The following is an 18319-nucleotide window of genomic DNA, read 5'->3' as shown; positions in this document are numbered from 1 at the left end:
AGTGCGGTATAAATTTTTAAAATTTATACCGCACTTTTTATTTGTGAGTAAACCTAAATTATTTAATGCATGTTTATAAGGAGATGAATATGATCCAGAAGATTATTTTAGATTGTGATCCTGGGCATGATGATGCAATTGCCATGATGTTAGCTTGGGGAAATCCAAATATTGATTTACTTGCTGTGACTACTGTGGTCGGGAATCAAACGCTGGAAAAAGTTTCACGCAATGCATTGGCTGTGGCTGAGATGGCAAATATCCATGGTATTCCATTTGCTAAAGGTTGCCCACGTCCTTTAGTTCGTGAAATCGAAAATGCACCAACTATACATGGTGATTCTGGTATGGATGGTCCACTATTACCAGAGCCCACTATGCAATTTGAAGACATACATGCGGTGAATTTAATTATTGATTTAATTATGTCTCATCCTGAAAAAACAATAACTTTAGTGCCAACAGGAGGCTTAACTAATATTGCTATGGCAGCACGTTTAGAGCCTAGAATTATCGAACGAGTGAAAGAAGTTGTACTGATGGGCGGAGGCTATCATACGGGCAATTGGAGTGCGGTCGCTGAATTTAATATTAAAATTGATCCAGAAGCCGCACATATTGTATTTAATGCGGGTTGGAAAGTAACCATGGTAGGATTAGATTTAACTCATCAAGCACTTGCTACACCTGATGTGATAGCCCGCTTTTCCTCATTGCAAAGTAAACCAGGGCAGTTTGTTGTTGAGCTATTAGCTTTTTTTGGCAAAATGTATAAACAAGCTCAAGGCTTTGATGCTCCACCTGTGCATGATGCTTGTGCAGTAGCTTATGTTATCGATCCAACACTCATAGAAGTACAACAAGTCCCTGTCAATATTGAACTGACAGGAACGCATACATTAGGAATGACGGTTGCAGATTTCCGTTATCCGATCAAGCCCTGTCATACCTGGGTTGCGAAGAAACTTGATAAAGAGCGTTTTTGGGATTTAGTTATTGAGTCAGTAAAGAATCTATAAGTTTTGTATATTAATAAAGGCTGTTTAGATAGCCTTTATTTTTTCTGTGATCCTTCTCATAGATTAAAAAATAATCTATTGCAATCGTTACGATATTACCTAGAATCCAAACATAAGTTTGACTCATAAACTTATGTTTGGAGGTCGATAATGACTGATAATGAAAGTATTATTTTTGAACTTATTCGCCAAAATCCATTTATTTCTCAACAAGAGCTCGCAGATAAAGTGGGCCTTTCTCGTTCTGCTGTTGCTAATATCATTTCTAGTCTAGTAAAAAAAGAATATCTGCTGGGTAAAGCCTATATATTTAATGAGCGTAATTCTATTGTATGCATTGGGGCTGCAAATTTAGATAAAAAAATCAAAACAGATCATGAATTACAAGGCTATACCTCAAATCCCATTACTTCAAAAGTATCTATTGGTGGAGTTGTGCGAAATATTGCGGAAAATTTAGGTCGTTTGGAACAAGAAGTCGTACTTATTTCAACTGTAGGTAATGATCCCGAATGGCTACGCATTAAAGCACTTTCATCACCTTTTATGAATACCGAATCGGTGATTATATTGGAAGGACAATCTACAGGTTGTTATACCGCACTATTAGATATTGATGGAGAAATGTATTTGGGCTTAGCTGATATGTCGATTTATGAACATTTTAAACCTGAATTACTTATCAAACAGCAACAATATTTACGTAATGCTAAATGCTTGGTGGTGGATTTAAATTGTCCTAAAGAAACCATAGAATTTCTTTGTGCGTATGCCCAAAAGCAGCAAATAAAATTAGCCATTATTGCAGTTTCAGAACCGAAGATGATCCACCTGCCTAAGCAACTTACTGGAGTAGATTGTTTTTTTATTAATAAAGGAGAACTGGGTGCTTTGGTCGGACGTATCATCGATACTGAAGAAAAGTTGCGAGAAGCTATTTATGAAGTATTAGCCTATGGTGTTAAAAAAATTATTCTTACAGCAGGTTCTAAGGGGGTGCTTTGTGTTACACGAGATCATTATCAATGGTATGCCGTTAAACAATTAGCACCTTCCAAAATTGTTGATGTAACAGGTGCTGGAGATTCTTTCAGTGCTGCATTTATTGATGCTTGGTTACAGGGACAAAATGAACAAAAATGTATATTAGCTGGTATGACTAATGCTTATTATACCATTCAGTCAGAATTTACCGTTCGACCAAATTTAACCAAAGTACAATTACAAACTGAAATGGAGAATTTTTATGAATAAATACTTGGTGCTTTCTCAAGAAGTTAAAGATGGTATGGAAAAAGGATTACCTATCGTCGCTTTAGAATCTACGATCATTTCTCATGGAATGCCTTATCCTCAAAATGTAAAAATGGCACGTGAGGTAGAACAAATTATTCGTGATAATGGCGCAGTACCAGCAACCATAGCGATTATTGACGGAAAAATCAAAATAGGTTTATCTAATGATGAATTAGAGATGTTTGCCAATAGTAAAGGTATAGCAAAGGTTTCTCGTCGTGATTTAGCAGATATTATTGCTTCAAAACGTTTAGGTGCAACCACAGTTGCTACCACCATGATTGCAGCAGCACTAGCAGGCATTAAATTTTTTGTAACGGGTGGTTTAGGTGGAGTTCACCGTGGTTGGGAGCATAATTTAGATATTTCTGCCGATTTAGATGAGTTTGCACAAACTAATGTTGCCGTTATCTGTGCTGGAGCAAAATCCATTTTAGATCTTCCAGCCACTCTAGAGTATTTAGAAACTAAAGGAGTACCAGTAATTGGCTATAAAACTCAAAATTTACCTGCTTTTTTCTGTCGTGATAGTGGATTACCTTTACCTATGTCTTCCGATAAATTAGAACATATTGCAAATATGATTAAAACAAAATGGGAACTAGGGCTTAAAGGCGGTATTGTTGTTGCCAACCCTATTCCTGAAGAACACGCTCTTGCACCAGAATATATTGACGGCATTATTGCTAGTGCGGTTAAAGAAGCTGAAGAAAAAGGGGTTATTGGAAAAAATATTACACCATTCTTATTAGGTAAGATTGTAGAGATGACAGGAGGTAAAAGCTTAGAAGCTAATATTCAGCTTGTTAAGCATAATGCTAAAATCGGGGCACAGCTCGCCGTTGGTTATTTTAATCAATAAAATTATAAATTTGCCGTTTAGTTTTTACTTGACGGCATTTTTTTAACAGGAGGATTCTATGGATATCTTAAACAGTTTGTTTGGTATTTTTATTTTACTGTTTATTGCCTTTTTATTATCAAATAACAAAAGAGCCATTAATTATCGTACAGTGTTAGGAGCCCTTGCTATTCAAATGGGGATTGGTGCTTTAATTTTATATGTACCAGCTGGACGTGATGTGCTGATGGCAGTATCTGATGGTGTAGCTAAGATTATCAGTTTTGGTGCAGAAGGGATGAATTTCCTATTTGGTGGTTTAGTGAGTGAAAAGATGTTTGAAGTGTTTGGTGGTGGTGGCTTTGTATTTGCTTTCCGAGTATTGCCTCCAATCATTTTCTTTGCTGCATTAATTTCAGTGCTTTATTATTTAGGTATTATGCAATTCATTATCAAAATTATAGGTGGTGGATTGCAAAAGGTACTTGGGACATCAAAAGCAGAATCAACATCTGCAGCCGCTAATATTTTTGTTGGTCAAACAGAAGCTCCATTATTAGTGAAGCCTTTTATTCAGCAAATGACACAATCAGAGTTGTTTGCTGTGATGGTCGGTGGGTTAGCATCAATTGCAGGCGCCTCACTTGCTGGCTATGCAGGAATGGGAATCCCATTGCCTTATTTAATTGCTGCTTCATTTATGGCGGCACCTGGCGGGTTGTTGTTTGCAAAATTATTGTTTCCACAAACAGAAAAACCTAATGACGATATTACGCTAGTTGATACAGAGGGGAAACCTGCTAATGTGATTGAAGCTGCTGCTTCTGGGGCAGCATCAGGTGCTCAATTAGCGATTAATATTGGTGCTATGCTGATTGCCTTTATTGCATTGATTGCAATGCTAAATTGGATTATATCTGCATTAGCTGGACTAGTTGGTCAAGATGGCGTAACGATGCAATCCTTACTTGGCTATGCATTCAAACCATTAGCTTGGGCTATAGGTGTTCCATGGGAAGAAGCTCAGGTTTCAGGTGCATTAATTGGTGAAAAATTGATTTTGAATGAGTTTGTCGCTTATGTGGATTTTATTAAATATCTAAGCCCTGAAGCAGCTGTTCAATTGAGTCCCAAAACAGTTGCAATTATTACATTTGGACTCTATGGCTTTGCGAATTTAGGATCAATCGCAATTTTAGTTGGTGGATTAGGTAGCATGGCGCCAAATCGTCGTAGTGACATTGCTCGTATGGGGATTCGTGCTGTAATTGCTGGTTCTCTCTCTAATTTGATGAGTGGTGCTATTGCTGGCTTATTTATTGGTATTGGTGGTTCAGTAATGTAGTATAATTATACTGATTTTTCAATGAATTCAATATATTAGCAACATTATTTGTAAATATAGATTTGATTAAAAGAAAGTGGTTTATTGAAAGATGAGTTGATTATATATTGTAATAAAAATCTGCATCCTAATTGGTAGTATATTCTACGTTAGGTGCAGATTTTTTTATTAGTTTTTAACGATTATTTATTTTCTGCTGATTGTGCTAATTTTTTCTTCTCTAAACGTAATACGCCTAAGTGAGTCATATAGCAACAGAAGATACAACCGCATACCGCAAATAATAGAAGATAGAAACCTGCATCCCAACCAAAACGTTCAGCAAGAATACCAAATAGTGCAGTACCAGAGAAACTACCAAGAATATAACTTAATAAACCACGTAGACCTGTTGCAGAACCTGCTGCAAATGATGGTACTAATTCAATAGTTTGTAATGAAGATAGGAACATTGGTACATAGATTAAGCAACCGATAATTCCTGCGCCAATGGTTACTGTCAATAAATCTTGACCGCCCCAATAAGCAAACATTGCACAACCTACGCCAACTAATGTGATAATTGCAAGTGGCATACGACGGCCTTTAAAATAAGTATCTGTTAACCAGCCAGCTAGTAAAGTAGAAGGAATTGCTGCCCATTCGAAAATTGCGAATGCTGTCGCCATTTGACCTTTAGAGAAACCTTTGGTTTCTAATAAATAAAGTGGTAACCAAGTTAATACACCGAAACGAATCATATAAGTGAAAACATCAATGAAAGATACAAACCAAACATTAATATCTTTTACGATATAGTCACGGAAGATTTCCCATGTGGTTAAATTTACATTTTCATCTTTAGTAACCACTAATTCTTCTTGTTCTGTACCTAAAATTTTGCTGGTTGGAGGTAAACCTTCATTATAAGTACGACCTTTACCAAAAATATAGATAATAATTGCAATGATGGTTGCTAATACCATAGGTACAGTAAAATGAGCTGCTTGCCAATTTTCTGAGCCAAGCCATGCAATACTTGCGCCTGCAATAGGAGCAACTAAACCGCCACCAACGTTGTGAGAAATATTAAACATAGCAGTAGTGACACCACGAGATTTACGAGGGAACCAACTTGCTAGAACAACATAAGCTGGCCCTGCTCCCATACCTTGGAAAATACCATTAAGTACGCAGAGGAATAAAAATGCCCAGAAAGATGCACTAAAGCCCATCATAAGATTGACGATAGCAGACATCATTAATCCAAAAATCATAAAATGTTTTGGATTAGATTTATCTGCAAATGCAGACATAAAACCTTTACTCAAGCCATAAATAACAAGCATTGTACCAGAGATAAAACCAATATCTTTTTTAGTGAAGCCAAATTCACTAATCAGTTCTGGTGAGGAAAGTAAGAAGTTGTTACGTAAAATATAATAAGCTGCATAACCAATAAAAATACCAAAAAGCGCATGCCATCTTAAACGATTATAACGCTCTTGGAGTTCTGCTTCGGGAACTGGTTTCCCTGGTTTAGAGGCTAAAAATGAAATCATAATGTGATACCTATAAGAATAAAAAATAATAAATTTTTCTTTCTACTTAAAGAAATTCGAGAGTATGTTAATATGTCTAAAATAAAAGGCAATATGTTGATTTTTAAGTTAAAAAAGACCTATTTTGATTTTTCAGGTGTCAATTTTGACTCAAAATAAAGTGAGTTGAGTTTGCTAAAATGATATGATTCAAATTTGAGATAAAATTAGCCTTTTCAATTTTAAATAAATAAAAAAAATTTTTAAAAAATGTGATCTAAATCACAAGAATGGACAAACAAAATGAAAAAAATCCTAGGTGTTATAAGTATTCTGTTAGGGGTATTATGTCATCATGCTGTGAAAGCAGAAGAATTAGTTATTGCGACCTCTTTTTCACCAGAAACGATGGATTATATTAGTAAACAGTGGGAAGCTAAACATCCAGATCAACCGATTCGCTTAATTAACCGAACAGTAAGTTCTTTAGAACGTTTATTGACACAATCCAATATTGAGAATGTTGATCTGATTTTGAGTTCATCACCATTTTTATTTAATCAATTACAACAAAAACATTATTTAGCTTTATTACCAGAACATTTATTACAGAATTTGATTGGCGTACCTTCAAATTTAAAGCAAACCACAACAGCCATCGCTTTTTCTGGTTATGGGATTTTTTATAATAAGAAATTATTGGAAGCTCGGCATTTATCTATTCCTACTGACTGGGATAGCTTACTTGATTCCAGTTATGCTAATGGAATACTGATTAGTTCTCCATCTCGTTCTGGCACAAATCATATTATGTTAGAAATGCTTTTACAGCAACGAGGCTGGAAACAGGGGTGGGACGCTCTTTTAACATTGTCGAGTAATTTATCTTTAATTTCTTCTCGTAGCTTTAATGTGGTGGATAAAGTCAAAATGGGGCTGGCTGTGGCAGGTATTAGTATTGATACTTATGCACTTAATCAGATGACAAATTCAGATTTAGGATTTGTTTATTTTCCATTATCAATCGCTTCACCGACGTTTATTTCAATACATCGAAATAGTGAACACCCAAAGGAAGCGGAAGCTTTTATTCAGTTTTTGTTATCCGATCAAGGTCAGCAAATTGTTGCAACACATAATTTTGCTAAATACCCATTGATTGCTTTAAATCGACAAGATTCTTTATATGTAGAACAACAGAAGTTATTTGCGCAGCCCTTATTAGATTATGATTTATTATTGTTACGTGATTCTTTAGTCGAAAAGTTATTTGATGTTGCGATTACTTTCCGTTTATCTCAATTAAAAGAGGTTTGGTCTGTATTGTATGCGAAAGAAAAAAAATTAGGTAAAAAATTGACCGCACTTCGTGATGAACTCACTTCTATTCCAATTAGTGATGCACAAGCTAAAGACAAACAGTTTTTGGAACAATTAAAAAACGATCGAAATTTTGCTCTTGCTCAGGAAAAAAAATGGGCTGAATATTTTAAGGGGCAAATAGATAAGGTTCTTATTTCACTTGAAGAATAATTAAGGAATTTATATTGTGAAAAAAACGAGCATTAGCCGAATTTTGAAGAATGCATTCTCGATTAGCCTTTTTTTTACTTTAGTTATTGGACTAGTAAGTTTGTTTTCATGGTATCAACAACATAAACAAGTTAACTATATTTTGGAAGATTACTTCCCCAAAACTAATTTAGCATTAAAGTTAGAAGACAATGTGAATACTCTACTGAGTGAACTTGAGCGTTTTTCTGAATTAAAAAATAATGTGATTCGCCAATCTATGTTTAAGCAATTAAACAAACAGTTAGAAGAAATTGAACAAGATGTAGTGATTTTATCTACAACAGATGATAAAGAAACTATTTTAAAAAATATTGAGGCACTTAAAGCACTGATTATACAAATTAATCAGAATATTTCAGATAACTTACTTATTGAACAAAAAAAACAAGAGCTGATAACTAAAATTCAGTGGTTGCATGATGATTTTAACAATGAAATTGTGGCACTTGGACAAGAACTTAATTGGCAACAAATTAATTTGGCTAGTCAACCTTATGTGATACATCAGGAACGCCATATCGCTTCTAATTTGTCTAGTGAATTACAGGCTATTTCACAACTTAAAAATATAGAAGAACAAATTAAAAATGAAATTACTCAATTTTTATATTCTTTAGATGAAAAAACAATTTCTATTCAATATCAAAATTTATTAGAGCTAGTTTCCAATATTTATCATAGTGAGCCTATTAAAGTGACAAATGCAAGTTTGACAACATTACAACAAATGATTGATATGTTGGTTCAAACAACAACACCCACTGAAGAAGTGGGGCGCTTAGTAAGCAATATTACACATTATCAACGTTCTCAAATTGATGTGAGTTTCCAACAATCACAGATTTTACAATCGATACGTCAGATTATTGATAATATTTTGATGCAAACAAAAGAAAAGGTCAGTGCACTTAATCAAGATATGCAATTTCAGACTGAGATAAGTGGTACGATTATTGGTATAGCCTTATTAGTTTCGTTAATTTTTATTTGGTTATTCAATTATTTTTACTTACAGCAACATTTAACAAAACGTTTTGAAGATTTAATTGAATCAGTAAAATTATTAAATCAAGGCAAAGAAGATCTTCTGATTAAAGTATCTGGCAATGATGAGATTTCAGAAATTAATCATTTATTAAAACATCACACTGAAATTGTGAAAGAACGTCATGCGATTGCTTCAGATTTAAGAGATACACAAAATGAATTGATTCAAACTGCTAAATTGGCGGTTGTTGGTCAGACGATGACCAGTTTAGCTCATGAAATTAATCAACCACTAAATGCAATCTCTATCTATTTATTTAGTTTGAAAAAAATTCTCAAGGCACAAAATTTGCCTCAAGCAGAATTATATACAGAAAAAATTAGTAAACTTGCAGAGCGTATTGCTCATATTGTTAAAGGGCTACGTCAATTTACTAAACGACATGGGCAAACAGATTTACTGCAACCTATTCAATTAAATGATGTTATTCAAGAAGCTTGGGATTTACTTGAACTAAGACATCAACCTGTTCAAGCAAAATTATTGGTGGAAGGAATGGCATCGGTAAATGGCAGTAAAGTTTTATTAGAGCAAGTTTTTGTCAATTTATTTACGAATGCTTTGGAAGCTTGTAAAGTCCAACCTAAAATTCATATTCGTATATTGATAAATGATGATAAAACCCATGTGTATCTAGAAGATAATGGTACAGGTTGGCAATTAGACAATGCGGATAAATTATTACAGCCTTTTTATAGTAATAAAGAAGTTGGATTAGGGTTGGGCTTAACAATTTGTCAACGCATTATGAATCAATTTAATGGACAACTTTATATTGCCTCAAGTATGCAAAAAAGTGCGGTGGTTATTTTAGAATTTCCGAGTCTAACTATGAATGTCGTAGAGAATAAAGATGAATCATAAAAAAATAGTGTTATTAATTGATGATGATCAAGATGTTTTACAAGCCTATCAGTCCTTATTGGAAGGCGAAGGATATCAAACAATTGGTGTCAATAATCCCCTTGAAGCATTTCAGTATATTGGTGAGGATTGGCAAGGCGTTGTAGTAAGTGATATTTATATGCCACAAATGTCTGGTTGGACATTATTGGAGAAAATTCATCATCAAGATAAACATCTGCCTGTGATTCTAATTACCGGGCATGGGGACGTGCCTATGGCAATTGAAGCGATGCAAAAAGGGGCATTTTATTTTATTGAAAAACCCGTTAATCCAGAGCATCTTTTGCAACAAGTTGAACGAGCACTCATTCAACGAGAAAAGCAACTTTCGGTCAAATTATGGCAACAAGCAGAACTTGAAACGCATTTTATTGGGCAAAGTAATTGGATTAAAAATCAAAGAAAACGTTTACAACAGTTAGCAGAAACGAATTTACCTATTTTTATTTTTGGTGAAATTGGCACGGGAAGAAGTTTAGCTGCAAATTATTTATATGAGCTAGCAAAATCACGCTTTGAAAAAAAATATTTTTTAGAATTATTTGAAGAAACCACTGGAGAAAAATTGCAAGCAGAGTTTAGCCATTTACAAAGTGCGGTGATTATTTTAAAAAATATTGAGTATTTAACGCCCCCAGCTCAAAAATTGTTGGCACAGTTTATTCAACATAATAAACAGGTTAGAGTCATTGCAATTAGCCAATATTCGCCTCAAAAGTTATTGACTGACTATCACTTATTAGCAGAATTATTTTATGCTTTTTCATTGACCCAGTTAGAATGTATTCCACTCGCTCACCGACCTGCTGATATTGAGCCATTATTTCGCCATTATTTAGATATTACTTGTAAAAAATTAAATAAGAAAAAGCCAGCAGTAACAGAAAGTGTTATTAAGCAGTTATTATCCCAACAGTGGTGTGGTAATGTCAGCCAATTAATTCATACCGCAGAGCTTTATGCGGTTGGTGTGCTGGTACAAAATGATAATTTACATTTTATCCAAGATCATCAAGGCGAGCTGTCATTGGATGCATTGATTGAAGAATATGAGAAAACGGTGATTGAAGATGCCTTAGATCGTTTTCAAGGACGAATTAATGAGGTGGCTGAATATCTGCAAATGCCACGTAAAAAACTTTATTTACGTATGAAAAAGCATCAGTTAAGTAAAGAAGATTATAAAGATTAAACATTATCAGGAAAAATAAATTTAATCTGACAGCTTTATATAATAGCTATAAGCTGTCAGACTAAAATCAAGGCAAGATTAAATGTTGCCGTGGCCGTTATCTAAATGTGCGCGAATAAACCACTGTAGTTTTTCTAATGAGCGTGTTTGAGAAACTAGTAAGTCTTCGCTCATTGCATCAAATTCACCGAAATGTTCTAAAACCACACGATGAGATTCAATATTGTAAGTATAGAATTTATCAATTATACGTAAATGATCTTGTGCAGATGCACGGCCTAAAGGGTATTCTGGAGTTTGGCGATTTGCTACTAAATTACCAGATAAGCCATTAGGTGCCACACCTAATGCAGCCATACGTTCTGCGATTTCATCTACAAACCCACGTACTTCATCCACTTGCTCATCTAACATTTCATGTACAGCAATAAATTGAGGACCAGTGACATTCCAGTGCGCATGTTTCAAAATTAATTGAAGTTCATTTAATCCTTGTAAACGAGCTTGTAAGGCTTCTGCAATAGAACGACCTGTCTTAATTTCTAGCCCTGGTACCGTGTGGGTAGCATTTTTATTGACATCTGCTGTTAATGAATGTGTTTCTGTTAATGTTAAAACTGGGTAAGAGATAGTTTTTTTGTTCATAGTCTGTTCTCCTATTTTAGTAGAGTGTTTATCTCAATGAAAATTGGATAGTTCGAAACATCCTTTGTTTTGATGTGGTTATTATGAATGGCTAGTCCTAATTATGCTAATCGTTAGTATTGATAGTTATAATAGAAAATAATTATTAATGATAGATTTTGCAAATCAAAAAATTAATTATTGATTGATAATCATTATTAAAATTGGGTTTTCATAGAGAAAAAGTGCGGTCATTTTCGATAAAATTTTTGTTTGGGCGATTTTTGTTTTTACCCTGATTTAGGTCTATACTAACTAATAATTTTATTTATTTTGCTTAACTCGGAAAACTACAATGTCTGAAATCTCGCCTAATATTCCCACTCATGATGCTTTTGGCAGTTTACTTGGTTACGCCCCTGGTGGAGTAGCAATTTATTCTTCCGATTATGAAACCGTCGATAAGAAAGAATTTCCTGATGATACCGCATTTCGCAGCTATTTAGATCGTGAATATATGGGGTATAAATGGCAATGTGTTGAGTTTGCTCGTCGTTATTTATATTTAAATCATGGTTTAGTATTCACTGATGTGGGCATGGCCTATGAAATCTTTTCATTACGTTTTTTACGCCAAGTATTAGATGATGCTCTAGTGCCATTACAAGCTTATGCGAATGGTTGTAAAAAAGCGCCTGAACCTGGTGCATTGTTGATTTGGCAAGAAGGTGGAGAATTTCAAGAAACAGGTCATGTGGCTATTATTACGGAAGTTTTTGCAGATAAAATTCGTATTGCTGAGCAGAATGTGATCCATTATCGTTTGCCAAGTGGTCAACAATGGACTCGTGAATTAAAAATGACCAAAAGTTCAGAAGGTTATATGTTACATGATACCTTTGATGATACTGAAATTTTAGGCTGGATGATTCAAACTGAAGATCCGTCTTATAGTTTACCTCAACCGATGGTCGAACCTGAGAAACTTGAGATTCATGCAGAGCATATTGAAAATAAAGGTCAATTTGATGGTAAATGGTTGAATGAACAAGATACTTTTGAAAGCCTTTATGTGACGGCAATGAAAGGGCATCGAGTGAATTTGAGTGATCAATATCGTTATTTTACTATTTCAGAGAGTGCTCATCATGAATTGATTCGTGCTACTAACGAATTACATTTGATGTATTTGCATGCGACGGATAAAGTTTTAAAAGATGACAATTTATTGCAATACTTCAATATTCCTAAATTATTATGGCCTCGTTTACGTTTGTCTTGGGAAAATCGTCGCTATCAGACAATTTCGGGGCGGCTTGATTTCTGTATGGATGAGCGAGGCTTGAAAGTTTATGAATATAATGCCGATTCAGCATCTTGTCATGCAGAAGCTGGGGCAATTTTAGGTCGTTGGGCTACTATTGCTTGTTTACAGGATAAAGGATTAGATCCTGGAGCACATTTACGTGATGCCTTAGCGGATTGTTGGAAACATCGAGGTAATCCTCCTTTGATACATATTATGCAAGATAATGATAGTGAAGAGGATTATCATGCAATGTTTATGCAATCTGCTCTTAAACAAGCGGGTTATCATACTAAAATTATTCATGGCACCGAAGGATTACATTGGGATAAACGTGGGCGTTTATTAGATGATGAAGATAATCAAATGTTAAGTGTGTGGAAAACTTGGGCATGGGAAACCATGCTAGAACAATTGCGTGAAGATACGACAGGAAGAGAAGTTGCACCACCAATTCGAACAGGCTATCCTGAAGATAAAGTCCGTTTGATTGATGTATTATTACGTCCAGAAGTGTTAGTTTATGAGCCATTATGGACAGCCATTCCAAGCAATAAGGCTATTTTACCTGTGTTATGGTCATTATTTCCAAATCATCGTTATTTACTGGAAGCCAGCTTTGAATTGACACAAGATCTTATTAATAGAGGATATGCGAAGAAACCAATTGCAGGTCGTCGTGGAGATAATGTAACCTTAGTCGCTGATAGCAAAATGGCACTGGATACCACCAATGGACGATTTGATAAGCAAGAAAATATTTATCAAGAATTATGGTGTTTACCTAAAGTAGAAGATCAATATATGCAAGTTTGTACATTCACTGTTGGTGGGCATTATGGCGGCAGTTGTTTACGTTCAGACCCAACTCGAATTATTGTTGGAGATAGTGATATGCAGCCATTGCGCGTGTTAAGTGATAAAGATTTTTTGAACAAATAGGGTAAATAAAATGATTGTAGTTTATGGTATTAAAAATTGTGATACAGTAAAAAAAGCCTTGAAATGGCTTACAGAACACCAGATTGAACACAAATTACATGATTATCGTGTAGATGGTTTAGATGAGAATTTTCTTAATCAAGCAGAACAGCAATTTGGTTGGCAATCATTAGTTAATAAACGAAGTACCACTTGGCGTAACTTGGCAGATGAGGTAAAAGAAAATTTATCAAAATCGACCGCACTTTCAGTATTAACAAAGCAGCCAACATTGATTAAACGACCAATTATTTTACAAGATAATATCGCATTAATTGGCTTTGATATTCATGCATATGAACAGGCATTTAAATAAATTTAAAAAATATGAAACACAAGATCATTGAATTAGCACAAAATTTAATTCGTCGCCCATCCATTAGCCCTGATGATCAAGGTTGTCAAATGATGATCGCAGAGCGTTTACAAAAGCTAGGTTTTACCATTGAATGGATGCCTTTTAATAACACCATTAATTTATGGGCAAAACACGGCAGTTCAGCTCCTTTAATTGCCTTTGCAGGACATACTGATGTCGTGCCTACAGGGGATGAATCACAATGGACTTATCCGCCATTTTCCGCAGAAATAGTAGAGGATATGCTCTATGGTCGTGGTGCTGCTGATATGAAAGGCTCGCTTGCTGCAATGATTGTGACTGCCGAGGAATATGTTAAAGCTCACCCTAATCATCAAGGTACGATTGCCTTATTAATTACCTCTGACGAAGAAGCCGCAGCTAAAGATGGTACGGTCAGGGTTGTAGAAACCTTGATGGCTCGTGGTGAAAATATTGATTATTGTTTAGTCGGAGAACCCTCAAGTTCACAACAGCTTGGTGATATTGTTAAAAATGGTCGTCGAGGTTCCATTACTGGTAATCTTTATATTGAGGGTATTCAAGGTCATGTAGCATATCCACATTTAGCCGAAAATCCAGTTCATAAAGCCTTAGGTTTTCTTACCGATTTAACCACTTACGAATGGGATAAAGGTAATGATTTTTTCCCTGCAACCAGCTTACAGATTGCTAATATCAAGGCTGGAACGGGGAGTAATAATGTGATCCCAGGTGAGCTTTATGTACAATTTAATTTACGTTATTGCACAGAAGTGACAGATCAATTAATCAAAGCTAAAGTCACTGAAATGTTACAAAATCATGGTTTAAAATATCGAATTGAATGGAATTTATCAGGTAAGCCATTCTTGACTAAACCAGGAAAATTAGTCAATGCAGTAGTGGAGAGCCTTGAACAGTTTGCTCAAATTAAACCTAAATTAGATACTGGTGGTGGCACTTCTGATGGAAGATTTATTGCTTTAATGGGAGCAGAGGTGGTGGAGTTAGGTCCATTAAATGCCACTATTCATAAGGTAAATGAATGCGTCAATGTGAATGATCTCGCTACTCTAGGGAAAGTTTATCACCAAATGTTGATTAATTTATTGGACAGTGCCTCATGAAATTTACAGCTGAAATGTTAACTGGTAAATCTCGCTCTCATTTGCAGAATTTGCCTTGCCCATTTTCTAATCATCATTTTCTGCAAAAGGACACCTTGAAAGCCTTTCAAGGATTACAAAAAAGTGCGGTAAAAAATGGCTTTAATTTGCAGCCAGCCAGTAGTTTCCGTGATTTTCAACGTCAGCAACTGATTTGGAATGGAAAATTTAAGGGAGAACGTAAAGTTCATGATGTAAAAGGCAATACTTTAGATCTCACTGTGATGTCAGATTGGCAGAAAATTGAAGCCATTTTACGTTTTTCCGCTTTGCCTGGTGGAAGCCGTCATCACTGGGGAACTGAAATTGATGTATTTGATCCAGATTTACTACCACAAAATCAACAACTCCAACTTGAACCTTGGGAATATGATAAAGGTGGCTATTTTGCAGACTTCAGCTTGTGGTTACAAGCAAATCTAGTTCAGTTCGATTTCGCTTTACCTTTCATTAATATGCCAAATGATAAAGAAATCGGGCGTGAACCTTGGCATATTAGTTATTTACCTGTGGCAACTAAATTACAGCGCCAATTTACTCCAGAGATTTTAATGGACTCTTGGCACAATGAAGATATTGCAGGAAAAGACGTTTTACTCGAACATTTAGCTGATATCTTTAAACGCTTTTGCGTATAAAAATCTGCCTAATTAATAAAAAAAGTGCGGTTAAATTTTTGAAAATTTTAACCGCACTTTTGTGTTATCGAAAATTAGAATCGGTATTCAAAACTGATATTATAATTACGACCTGGTTCATAATAACGTTGTAAGCCAGGGTAGCCACCATATCTTGAATTTTCTTCCATTCCTACAGCATTAACTACGCCACCATTGATATTTAATCCACGCAAGGTATCCCAAGTGTGATATTTACGGTTAAATATATTATACATGCCAGCACGTAATGTAATGTTCTCAGTTGGTTTATAAAAGCCAAATAGATCCGCAATAAAGGCTTTTGAATTAAGATGTGGCCAAGTTTTTATGCCTGTTTCATAGGCGTATTTTGTACAACTAATTTCATATTCTGGACCATAGCCCCAATCGTAATAAAGATTGCGAACTTTTTCCTGTTTTATACATCTTTCAGGTAACGTGTCCATATATTTGGCATCTTTGGCTTTTTTCGCGCCTAAGAAAGTTAAACGAGAGAAGACGCCCCATTTGCCTTCAGGTTGTTCATAGTCTAAACCAATCACCGCTTTAATAGGTTGCACAGAAAGTAAATCAGCACCATTTGACATTTTTCCTTTGCTATAACCTAAAGCACCAAATAATTTCCAACCTTCAGGAATAGGCATCGCAGAATTTAAGTTCCATTTTCCAGTAACTTCTAAGCCATAAATTTTCGCAGAATCAATATTTTGCATCTGTTGTACTGGACGCATTCTGGAATAAAATTCACCCCAAGTTTCTTGTTCCCATAAGAAATCTTTATATTTAGTATGATGCAAGTTAATTGAGAGTTGTCCAACATTGCCATGACCTTGCAAACTTAAATTCTGCGTTAAGCTACGCTCAGCTTTTAAGTTTGGATTTGACATCCAAGCACCAGCAGCATTGTTACGATAATCAAAATACATTTCAGAGGCATTTGGAATACGGAAGCCTGTGCCGATGTTATAGCCTACTTTCCATGCATCAGTAATTTGTTTTTCTAAACCAGCAGTCCAAGTTGTTTGATTAAACTTCGCATTATCACTTTTGACACAATTTCGACATTCTAAGCCATTTAAATCTTGCTGTTCATATTTTGCCCAGTCATAACGAACCCCAAGAGTGGCTTTCCAATCATGGGTTAAATCAATGGAATCATGTAATGAGAAATAATGCTGTTTACTTTTAATTGGATGCATCATCGTGGAATCAGGCTGAATACGCCAAGTACCATATAAATAGAATGAATCTTTATGCAATACATCAAATTTTCTTTCTGCGGTTGAGGCTTTAAATGAAAGTTGATGTGTTAAATTTGCTAATGCTAAAGCTTGGCTGTCTAAAAGGAAATTTAAACGTTTTAGCTTGGTATTAAAAATACGAATATTGTTATCACTTGGCGTTCTTTCTACCGCTGGACTATATTCAGTTTCAGGCGCTGCACGTTTCCCTTCATAGTTATAAGCGGAAGTTTCTGTTTTTTGGTAATCAAAATCAACTTTTGCTAAAGCAATCCATTTAGAGGCTGGGAAATATTCATAAAATACATTGAAGGTATCGCGTTTTGCTCTATCTTCTGCTTCTCGCCAATATGAGCTGAGATATACCGCAGAATCCTCAATAATATAGTTTTTATTATGTTGACCGCTATAAGCCACGCCAATGCGATGATTATCATTAAAACGATAGGAGAGTTTTGCTAAATAACTATGATTTTTATGCGTGGAATCATCAGGTGTTTGTTTGCTGCTGCCGATATATCGAGTTTGTAAATCATCTTCAGGTACAGTATAACCACCAGCACTTTCCATTTCGTGACCATGACGATGGGAATAAAGCAAGACTGCTTCTAATTGTTCACCTAAATAACCCAAGCCAAAAGTATTGACCCATTCATTATTGCGAGTGGCATAACCTGTACGATATAAAGCACCAAATTTATTGCCATTACGTACAATATCATAAGCTTCAAGAGTTCGATAATTTACACCACCGCCTAAATTACCACTACCTTGGTTAAACGAATCAGCGCCTTTTGAAACTTCAATTGTTCTTGCCAATTCAGGATCGATAGATTGACGAGAGGTGTTCAAATTACCGTAACGTTTATAGAGTGAATTCTCTTCAGAATCGGGCAATGCTACCCCATCGATACTAATGCCAACACGATTATCTTCTACACCACGAATCGCAAAACCTTTTTGATGTCGACCTTGGTTAATCACGCCAACATCAGGGCTATAACGAACTAAATCACGATTATTTTGAATTAATTCTTGTTGTATAACTTTTTGCGTTTTTTGTTCAGTAGAGGCTTTAACTTCTTCTTGAGTGGTGACATCAATTTGAGAAAGTGTTTCTGTATTTTCTTGGGCATAAATGTTTGAACTAAATGCACAAGTAATACTTAATGCTAATAATGAAAGTCGAAAGTCGAAAGTCGAAAGTCGAAAGTCGAAAGTCGAAAGTCGAAAGTCGAAAGTCGAAAGTCGAAAGTCGAA

The 18319-nt window shown here is 35.2% G+C and carries 14 protein-coding genes; 11 read left to right on the top strand and 3 right to left on the bottom strand.

Annotated elements, in window-relative coordinates:
- Window positions 1-89: 89 nt before the first annotated feature.
- From uriH to HMPREF1052_RS03700, 4 genes are all read left to right on the top strand, one after another.
- Window positions 90-1019, top strand: a complete 930-nt coding sequence (uriH, locus tag HMPREF1052_RS03715; RefSeq protein ID WP_005759805.1) for a uridine-preferring nucleoside hydrolase UriH — start codon at window positions 90-92, stop codon at window positions 1017-1019.
- Between the two features lie 150 nt (window positions 1020-1169).
- Complete coding sequence (locus tag HMPREF1052_RS03710) at window positions 1170-2273, top strand: carbohydrate kinase (RefSeq protein WP_005759887.1); 1104 nt, start codon at window positions 1170-1172, stop codon at window positions 2271-2273.
- On the top strand, window positions 2266-3177 hold the full coding sequence (locus tag HMPREF1052_RS03705; protein ID WP_005759917.1) for a pseudouridine-5'-phosphate glycosidase: 912 nt from the start codon (window positions 2266-2268) through the stop codon (window positions 3175-3177). Before HMPREF1052_RS03710 ends, HMPREF1052_RS03705 begins: the two co-directional genes overlap by 8 nt.
- Before the next feature lie 58 nt (window positions 3178-3235).
- Entirely contained in the window at window positions 3236-4501 is a 1266-nt protein-coding gene (locus tag HMPREF1052_RS03700) for a NupC/NupG family nucleoside CNT transporter (protein ID WP_005759942.1), read from the top strand.
- A 182-nt stretch (window positions 4502-4683) separates the two neighbouring features.
- On the opposite strand, the gene HMPREF1052_RS03695 is transcribed toward HMPREF1052_RS03700, so the two are convergent.
- Entirely contained in the window at window positions 4684-6042 is a 1359-nt protein-coding gene (locus tag HMPREF1052_RS03695; protein ID WP_005759933.1) for an MFS transporter, read from the bottom strand.
- Between the two features lie 282 nt (window positions 6043-6324).
- Between HMPREF1052_RS03695 and HMPREF1052_RS03690 the strand changes: the two genes are divergently transcribed.
- Genes HMPREF1052_RS03690 through HMPREF1052_RS03680 form a run of 3 tightly spaced genes read left to right on the top strand, consistent with a single transcriptional unit; the run spans window position 6325 to window position 10742 of the window.
- Complete coding sequence (locus HMPREF1052_RS03690) at window positions 6325-7554, top strand: ABC transporter substrate-binding protein (RefSeq protein ID WP_005759802.1); 1230 nt, start codon at window positions 6325-6327, stop codon at window positions 7552-7554.
- 16 nt (window positions 7555-7570) lie between these two features.
- Complete coding sequence (locus HMPREF1052_RS03685; protein ID WP_005759902.1) at window positions 7571-9508, top strand: ATP-binding protein; 1938 nt, start codon at window positions 7571-7573, stop codon at window positions 9506-9508.
- Window positions 9498-10742: a sigma-54-dependent transcriptional regulator gene (locus HMPREF1052_RS03680; protein WP_005759834.1), complete on the top strand. Its 1245-nt coding sequence runs from the start codon at window positions 9498-9500 to the stop codon at window positions 10740-10742. Before HMPREF1052_RS03685 ends, HMPREF1052_RS03680 begins: the two co-directional genes overlap by 11 nt.
- Before the next feature lie 78 nt (window positions 10743-10820).
- Here the strand turns inward: HMPREF1052_RS03680 and HMPREF1052_RS03675 are convergent, their stop codons facing one another.
- On the bottom strand, window positions 10821-11387 hold the full coding sequence (locus tag HMPREF1052_RS03675) for a Dps family protein (protein WP_005759841.1): 567 nt from the start codon (window positions 11385-11387) through the stop codon (window positions 10821-10823).
- A 334-nt stretch (window positions 11388-11721) separates the two neighbouring features.
- On the opposite strand from HMPREF1052_RS03675, the gene gss reads away from it, so the two are divergent.
- From gss to HMPREF1052_RS03655, 4 genes are read left to right on the top strand one after another with little or no spacing between them, the layout of a single operon-like run.
- The gene (gene gss / locus HMPREF1052_RS03670) at window positions 11722-13614 is read left to right on the top strand and encodes a bifunctional glutathionylspermidine amidase/synthase (RefSeq protein WP_005759860.1); all 1893 of its coding nucleotides are present in this window, start codon (window positions 11722-11724) and stop codon (window positions 13612-13614) included.
- Between the two features lie 10 nt (window positions 13615-13624).
- A complete protein-coding gene (locus HMPREF1052_RS03665; RefSeq protein ID WP_005759869.1) occupies window positions 13625-13969 on the top strand; it encodes an ArsC family reductase in 345 nt (114 codons plus the stop codon).
- Window positions 13970-13980: 11 nt separating this feature from the next.
- Entirely contained in the window at window positions 13981-15120 is a 1140-nt protein-coding gene (gene dapE / locus HMPREF1052_RS03660; protein WP_005759910.1) for a succinyl-diaminopimelate desuccinylase, read from the top strand.
- Entirely contained in the window at window positions 15117-15797 is a 681-nt protein-coding gene (locus HMPREF1052_RS03655) for a M15 family metallopeptidase (protein WP_005759781.1), read from the top strand. Before dapE ends, HMPREF1052_RS03655 begins: the two co-directional genes overlap by 4 nt.
- A 74-nt stretch (window positions 15798-15871) precedes the next feature.
- Here HMPREF1052_RS03655 and HMPREF1052_RS03650 read toward each other — a convergent pair.
- The coding region (locus HMPREF1052_RS03650) for a TonB-dependent hemoglobin/transferrin/lactoferrin family receptor (protein ID WP_005759794.1) at window positions 15872-18319 on the bottom strand (2448 nt) is incomplete at its 5' end.

This window comes from Pasteurella bettyae CCUG 2042, from assembly GCF_000262245.1.
GTDB lineage: Bacteria > Pseudomonadota > Gammaproteobacteria > Enterobacterales > Pasteurellaceae > Basfia > Basfia bettyae.
This window is presented reverse-complemented; position numbering and strand designations above follow the sequence as displayed.